The organism is Bacillus sp. LR--39 (genome assembly GCF_053613335.1).
This window is the reverse complement of the sequence record NZ_JBSIOT010001252.1, coordinates 1-589: the sequence shown is the minus strand read 5'-3', so window position 1 is coordinate 589 and position 589 is coordinate 1. Positions and strand designations below refer to the sequence as shown.

Sequence of the window (589 nt, the reverse complement as noted above, 5' to 3'; positions counted from 1 at the left end):
GAAAAAATCATTTGCTTTTGTGAACAATCGCCCGCTGTCAGCTCCGACAGAGGATGAGCTGATTGACAAAGTAAAAAAGAAAATAAAAAAGTAAAAACATATTTTTTCTTAGCCTCGGCCCTCAGGTCAGGCTTTTTTGCTTCACAAGATGTGTTTTTCATGAAGATGGAACAAATCGCCGGGCAAATTCAAGGATGTTTTCAAAGAATAGAGTCGATATAATAGAATCACGGCTAAAAAAAAGAGGGAATGACGATGGCGTATCCAAATGGAAAATTATCAGAAGAAAAAGTGTTTAAAGATCCGGTGCACCGCTATGTTCATGTTCGGGACAAGCTGATATGGGATTTAATCGGAACCCGTGAATTTCAGCGTCTCCGCAGAATTAAGCAGCTCGGCACGACCTATTTGACGTTCCATGGGGCTGAGCACAGCCGGTTCAACCATTCTCTCGGTGTCTATGAAATTGTCAGAAGAATGGTTGATGACGTCTTTAAAGGCCGCCCTGAATGGGATGACAGTGAGCGTGAACTCTGTTTGGCCGCGGCACTGCTTCATGACCTCGGGCACGGGCCGTTCTCGCATTCAT

The 589-nt window shown here is 44.3% G+C and carries 1 protein-coding gene and 1 pseudogene; both read left to right on the top strand.

The genetic code is table 11. The annotated features are described in order from the left end of the window. Window positions 1-94 (top strand): annotated as a pseudogene (locus ACWHAR_RS29770) (DUF1450 domain-containing protein); the annotation flags it as partial. 161 nt (window positions 95-255) lie between these two features. Next, window positions 256-589, top strand: a 334-nt coding sequence (locus ACWHAR_RS29765; RefSeq protein WP_452088776.1) for an HD domain-containing protein, incomplete at its 3' end; no start/stop codon positions are given.